4 protein-coding genes and 3 pseudogenes are annotated in these 5,539 nt (G+C 40.3%); 3 read left to right on the plus strand and 4 right to left on the minus strand.

What is annotated here, in order from left to right; all coding sequences use genetic code 11:
* On the minus strand, positions 1 to 655 hold a 655-nt coding region (locus LC574_RS24050; protein ID WP_229456078.1), incomplete at its 3' end, for a hypothetical protein.
* A gap of 170 nt (positions 656 to 825) precedes the next feature.
* On the opposite strand from LC574_RS24050, the pseudogene LC574_RS24055 reads away from it, so the two are divergent.
* A pseudogene (locus LC574_RS24055) lies at positions 826 to 1,859 on the plus strand (IS630 family transposase).
* A 23-nt stretch (positions 1,860 to 1,882) separates the two neighbouring features.
* On the opposite strand, the gene LC574_RS24060 reads toward LC574_RS24055, so the two are convergent.
* On the minus strand, positions 1,883 to 2,674 hold the full coding sequence (locus LC574_RS24060; RefSeq protein ID WP_229456079.1) for a hypothetical protein: 792 nt from the start codon (positions 2,672 to 2,674) through the stop codon (positions 1,883 to 1,885).
* Between the two features lie 364 nt (positions 2,675 to 3,038).
* On the opposite strand from LC574_RS24060, the gene LC574_RS24065 reads away from it, so the two are divergent.
* Both LC574_RS24065 and LC574_RS24070 read left to right on the plus strand, forming a co-directional pair.
* On the plus strand, positions 3,039 to 3,230 hold the full coding sequence (locus LC574_RS24065) for a hypothetical protein (RefSeq protein WP_229456080.1): 192 nt from the start codon (positions 3,039 to 3,041) through the stop codon (positions 3,228 to 3,230).
* Between the two features lie 118 nt (positions 3,231 to 3,348).
* Positions 3,349 to 3,612: a hypothetical protein gene (locus LC574_RS24070; RefSeq protein WP_229456081.1), complete on the plus strand. Its 264-nt coding sequence runs from the start codon at positions 3,349 to 3,351 to the stop codon at positions 3,610 to 3,612.
* A gap of 98 nt (positions 3,613 to 3,710) precedes the next feature.
* Here LC574_RS24070 and LC574_RS24075 read toward each other — a convergent pair.
* Positions 3,711 to 4,187: pseudogene (locus tag LC574_RS24075) on the minus strand (hypothetical protein); the annotation flags it as partial.
* Between the two features lie 220 nt (positions 4,188 to 4,407).
* Positions 4,408 to 5,164 (minus strand): annotated as a pseudogene (locus tag LC574_RS24080) (IS982 family transposase).
* Positions 5,165 to 5,539 lie beyond the last annotated feature (375 nt).

Below are 5,539 nucleotides of genomic sequence, written 5' to 3' on the forward strand. Positions count from 1 at the left end.
CGTTGTAGTGCGGGTTACTACTAGAGCATCCTGTACTGAAATCGATCAGGTTGATGTTAGCAAGCTTGAGGCGTTTGGTAATGCTGAAAAAGCCAACATTAAGAGAAAGAGACGCAAAAATAATCGCAGATAAAACTCCTTCTGGAGCAAATAGGCACAGTGGCTCGTCGAGGGCACTGCCTCGTGCTTTGCCGTCATCAATCCCATCTTGATTGTCAGCGCTGTCAGATATATTGAATTTAACTGTCAGTCCAATACCGCCCCCCACAGTCAGATCGATAGCTCCAAGACTTACGCCAGCTGCCGCAGTTAGCAAACCGCCTAACGCCAGGTTGTCACCATTTACGGGTTGACTGATATAGAATCCATCGGAAATGAGAGCAGGATTGCTAAAGTTGTTTTCCTTAAACATATCTTTTGCAGTAACTTTAAGGAATCCAAGGGTAGCTTCTGCTGTCGGCAGTGAAGGCTTGAGTGAAATGCTGATATCTTTATCAGGAGAGGTGTCTAAGAAAAACTCATTATTATTAGCAGTATCAATACCAAAACCAAAATTGAACGTGTAGTCGAGATCAACTGATGCCTTAGAATCGTTAAGAAAACCTAACCCAAGATTTGGTAAGCCGAAATCTTTTGGCAGCGAAATACTCTTCAAAAATAGATCCTATTTTCACACGTTCTGCATCATTTGAAGTTTTGAAAAAGTAATTCCAAACCTTATCAAGACTATCTAAATTAGCTATAGCAATCCTAAATCAGTTGTGAAAAATTACACATAACGATAAGCTGAATCTAATTAATATAGATAAAATGCATAACTAAGTAATGAAAGAATTGAGAGATTTTATCCAAGGAAACCCAGACAAGAGAGAATTGAAACGGGCGCTGGCTGTACAAATGGTGATGGAAAGTTACACTCATTCTCAGATTGCAGAAATTTTGCACGTATCTTTAGGCTTTGTCAATAAGTGGAAATATATTTTTGTGGAACAGGGGGTTGCAGGATTAAAACTTAAATATCAAGGTTCGAGGGGTTATCTTGATAGCAAACAAAAACAAACAGTGATTGAATGGCTTAAACAAAAGGATTACTGACATTTAAATGAATTAAAAGAGTACATTGAAGATAGTTTCAATATAGCATTTGAGTCAAAGCAAAGCTATTACGACCTATTTAAAGAAGCATCTATAAGTTGGAAAAAAACACAAAAAAAGAACCCACGTAAAGACCCAGAGTTAGTAGCAAAAAAAAACTAGAAATTACAGCATGGCTCAATGCACATCAAAGCGAGATTGTGTCTGGAGAAATGGTTGTATTTTTTGAGGATGAGTGTCATTTGTTGTGGGGAGACATTTGTGGATATATTTGGGGTAATACTCAAGAAAGAATTGAGGTTCCAGTTGTTAACGAAAGGCAAAAACAAACATACTTTGGCGCACTTAATTATTATACACAAGAATTTTTGATTAAGCCGTTCAACAAAGGTGATTCTAAATCAGCGTTAGCGAAGCGGGGCGGAACGCACGTCGCATTTGTAGAATACTTGCTTACTCAATATCCTAAAAGCCGCATTGCTTTGATTTGGGACGGAGCTAGTTATCATAGGTCAGTTGAATTTCAAGAATATTTAAATTCTGTAAATCAAGAGCTAAACGAGAATGAATGGAAAGTAACTTGTATTCGTTTTGCTCCTAATGACCCAACACAAAATCCTGTGGAAGATATTTGGTTATATGCGAAAAAGTTTGTTAGAGAGTTTTATCATCTATGTAAATCATTCGCCATTGTTAAGCGTTTATTTGAACTCGTTATTCACCATCAAATCTTCAATTTTTCCAAAATATTTATGTATGATTGATTTTCACAACTGATTTAGGATTGCTATATCTTGTTATTGAGGATGTCATAAAGTTTTTCATGACCCGTAGCAATTTCATCTTTCAGTCCGCTCTTAAAAACATCTTGGTTATCATCTGCAAGATCCCATAAAATTCGACTTACTGATAATTCATCGCTAAAGATCAGATTTTTATCGAAGATCTTTACGGTTGCCTCACGAACTGGGTGCGTTTTACCAGCATTATCTGTCCAAAGAATTTTTCCGGAAAGCGTGACAGATCCAGATGACTGCTCTATCTGAATGACTTGCCTATCTAAGGTAACAGTGGCCGTATCATCCTCGGCTTTGAGTGCCTGAAGTGCTTGTTCATCCAACTGCTCCCCTTGAACCAGTGCTGCAAAAATTGCACCTTCATCTCCAGGAGCATCGGATAAATTAATCTGAGCATCGACGAAATGCCCAATCTCCTCTAAAACAACAGCAGCGATCGCCTGAGGATTAGCAGTATTCCGTACAATATATTCTTGAGACAAATAAATCCTGTTAGTCGCTTTAGCAAAAGCTCCGTTAGCACCGTTTATGTCTGCTGCTGGGCGAATGTCAATTGCTGGAAGCCCTTCAAAGTTGCCATTTTCCCATTGCTGACGCAAGTTCTCTAACTTCTTGGCATCGAAGCCATTGCCAAAAGCAAGCGTAACCTTTTTCAGAAAATCTTCATCTGTAGCGATCGCACTTAGGAGGTTTTGTGCAGACAAGATTCCTTCTTGCAGAGCGATCGTAGCAAGCTTATCCAAATGTAAAATCTCAGTATCAATCAGCCTAACTTTAGTCATTACTTTTTTACTTTTTATTTTATTGAAAAATTAATGATCAATTGCCCTGTTTACGAAACTTTCTTTGGATAAGTCTATTGATAACCTTTTACTTTATCGAGAAAGGGGAATGGGATTGCGGGTAAAGGAAGAAGACCAAAGTTATTTCCCACATCCGGTATAAAGCCCTTCAGCATTAAATATGGATTAAAGTAAAAAGAAGATTTTTGAGGCACGCACCTGGATAAAAATCAGCTTTTCATTACTCGAAACCCTGTTTTTAAATATTGGTTCCCTTTCCCCTTTCCCCCTCATCGACGATGGCATTTACCACAACGACGTAAAACTGGGCGAAGTGGGATGCACTGATGGCGACTGGTGGGTGATGCGTACTGGGGAATGTCAGCAACTACCCTGTGGATGTGCGGTGGAAGCAGTTCAATCGCTATCAATGGTGGACGTGTCTACTGATGGTAAATCCATTTTTGATGAATATTTTTTAGAGCAACCGTTAGAACAGCTAACTGGCGATAAATTGCAACGACTGCTGGAGAGAGCAGAGTTAGTAACGGCGTAAAGAGTAGGCTTCGCCTGGGAAAAGGTTAAAGGGGAAGGGTTAAAGGGAAATTTCTTAATTCCCTTCCCCTTTACCCTTTCCCCCTTCCCCTCAATAATCCCTTCATTCACCAATCAATATGCAACCCACAATATCCATTCCCCAACACTGGGGCTACCCTTGCTTTGCCTTGGAACAGCGTACTAAAGACGGCATCATTCTGGGGCTTTATTACTACCCAAGTGGTACTGAGTTAGCTGAACAATTCGGTGATGGCTGGCGCTATGCGCTGATGCCTAACAAAAACTCTGACGAATTGTTTCACTTTGAAGAGAATCAAATTGAACTGCTCTCTCACAGGAATTACTCTCAGAAATCTAAGTACAAGTACACAACTCACTGACCCAACCAAAAAGCATATTGTTAAATCAGTGAACAGTATATAGTAATCGCAGTTTCAACTACTGATAACTGTTCACTGATAACTGAGTTTTGAGCAAACTATGCTTGCAACAGAAAATCTGATGCTGTGAGACTTGGCGCACCCGTTAGAGTCGTAAATAGACCGCCACTGCCAAAACCAGCCGCGCTACCATTTTGGTTGTAGAACAACTGCCCACTCAAAGGATCGTAGACAATTTTCGCCGTGCTAGTCTCCGCTAAATTAGTGATTTGAAAATCATTGGTATTACTGAAACCTGTTCCCGCAGTAGAAGCGATCGCACTAAAGGTAGTCTTATCCAGTACAATCTTGTCACCTTGAGAACTGTTGAAGTCATTTATGGTATCTACACCGACAGCAGAAGTAGCAAAAGCAGCATTAGTATTGTAAAGGAATCTGTCAGCACCCGCACCACCAACGAGAATATCATTACCCGCAGCACCGATGAAGGTATCATTACCAGTGCCACCTCGCAGCAAATCATTGCCACTCAAGCCATTGATAATGTCATTACCCCCCTGACCATTAATCACATCGTTGGAGTTGTCAAAACCCGCAACGTTATTGTTAACGTGAGTTCGACAGAACTAAAAAAGAGCAGGAGGCAGTGCAGGCAAGTCTTTAGGGTAAATATCAATAGAGGGTTTGTTAGGTAAGTAGGTGTAAGCAACCAAACCAGCTAACAAGTTAACCAGAAAGTTTAATGGACTACGGTGTCGTGAGTGTTCTATTTGACATACATTTTTGAGATAATCATTAACAGACTCGGCGGACTGCTCGCTTGCGTAACAAGATTTTATCAATCAGTTTGATCAAACGGTTTTTCATGTTTTTCTTTGACTTGGTAATAAACTCTAAACCTCGCTCATACAGTTCTTCAAATATTTTTTGTGAGACATACCCTCTGTCTCCAAAAAGTTTACCAATTATATCCTCAGTCATCTCTGGAACAGGCTTTCGGTCATCTACGTTCGCAGCAGTGAGCTTAAAAGCAAGTAATTCTCCTTTGTCGTTAATAATCAAATGTAGTTTAAAGCCATAATGCCAACCTACAGAATTTTTTCCCCATCCGACTAATCCTTGAAATACTTTATGAGAATGCGCTCGACAATTATGACAAACGTTGATTGGGGTTGAATCGATAAAACTAATCCCCGTAATTTCGCCCGTTAATGTGTTCAAAAAACAGCACAGTAGCATTAAACTCCAGGGCATCAATTCTACAAACCTCGTGTAGCTGACCAGGTTTGGAAATGCATTACGCCAACTAGGTAATACATGCAGCGTATAAAACTCTTTTGTTTGTCCGGTAGCCCGAACCATGAAAGGCGATCGCAATCGTCATCACTTCCGATAGATGCATACTGTAAGTGCTACGCCTTTCTCCTGTTGTCGATGGCAATTGTGGTACTTGCCGCCAGAGATTTTCCCATTGGTTACAGAAATCATCTACGTCGCAGAAAATTTGTGTGATATCGAGCGGAGCCGGAGACGCTCCGCCTCCGGGCGAGATACAATGGTAGACTAAGCCCTGACCTTGATTTTTCTTAGATATTTTTAGTCTCGGCATTTTTTGTCACTTTTTTACCGATTCTCAATCAATCGTCGCGATCGCCTTTTTGTATGCCCAGTTAAGCAAATTCATACATCGCAAGCTTTTTGCGCTTTTCTATCCGTCGAACTCACGTTGATTTATGGAACTGGGCAAGATGCGTTTGATACTCAATGGGTTTGACGATGAGTTGAAAGCGTATACAAAGACCGATGGTTGCGATCGCTATAAGGCGGCTCCAAAGTAACATCGCAATTTTCTATTCAGTTTTTATCAATGCTTCCAACTGTGCCAAAAGCTTTTCTACCTTAGCTTTGCCCCTTCTAGTTGAGCAAG

The organism is Nostoc sp. CHAB 5715 (assembly GCF_020829685.1).
In the GTDB taxonomy this organism is placed as follows: Bacteria; Cyanobacteriota; Cyanobacteriia; order Cyanobacteriales; family Nostocaceae; genus Nostoc.

What these genes read in the sequence shown, in the direction of transcription:
- LC574_RS24065 (WP_229456080.1), top strand. Translation starts at nt 3,039, where the DNA reads ATGCGTACTGGGGAATGTCAGCAACTACCCTGTGGATGTGCGGTGGAA.
- LC574_RS24070 (WP_229456081.1), top strand. Translation starts at nt 3,349, where the DNA reads ATGCAACCCACAATATCCATTCCCCAACACTGGGGCTACCCTTGCTTT.
- LC574_RS24060 (WP_229456079.1), bottom strand. Translation starts at nt 2,674, where the DNA reads ATGACTAAAGTTAGGCTGATTGATACTGAGATTTTACATTTGGATAAG.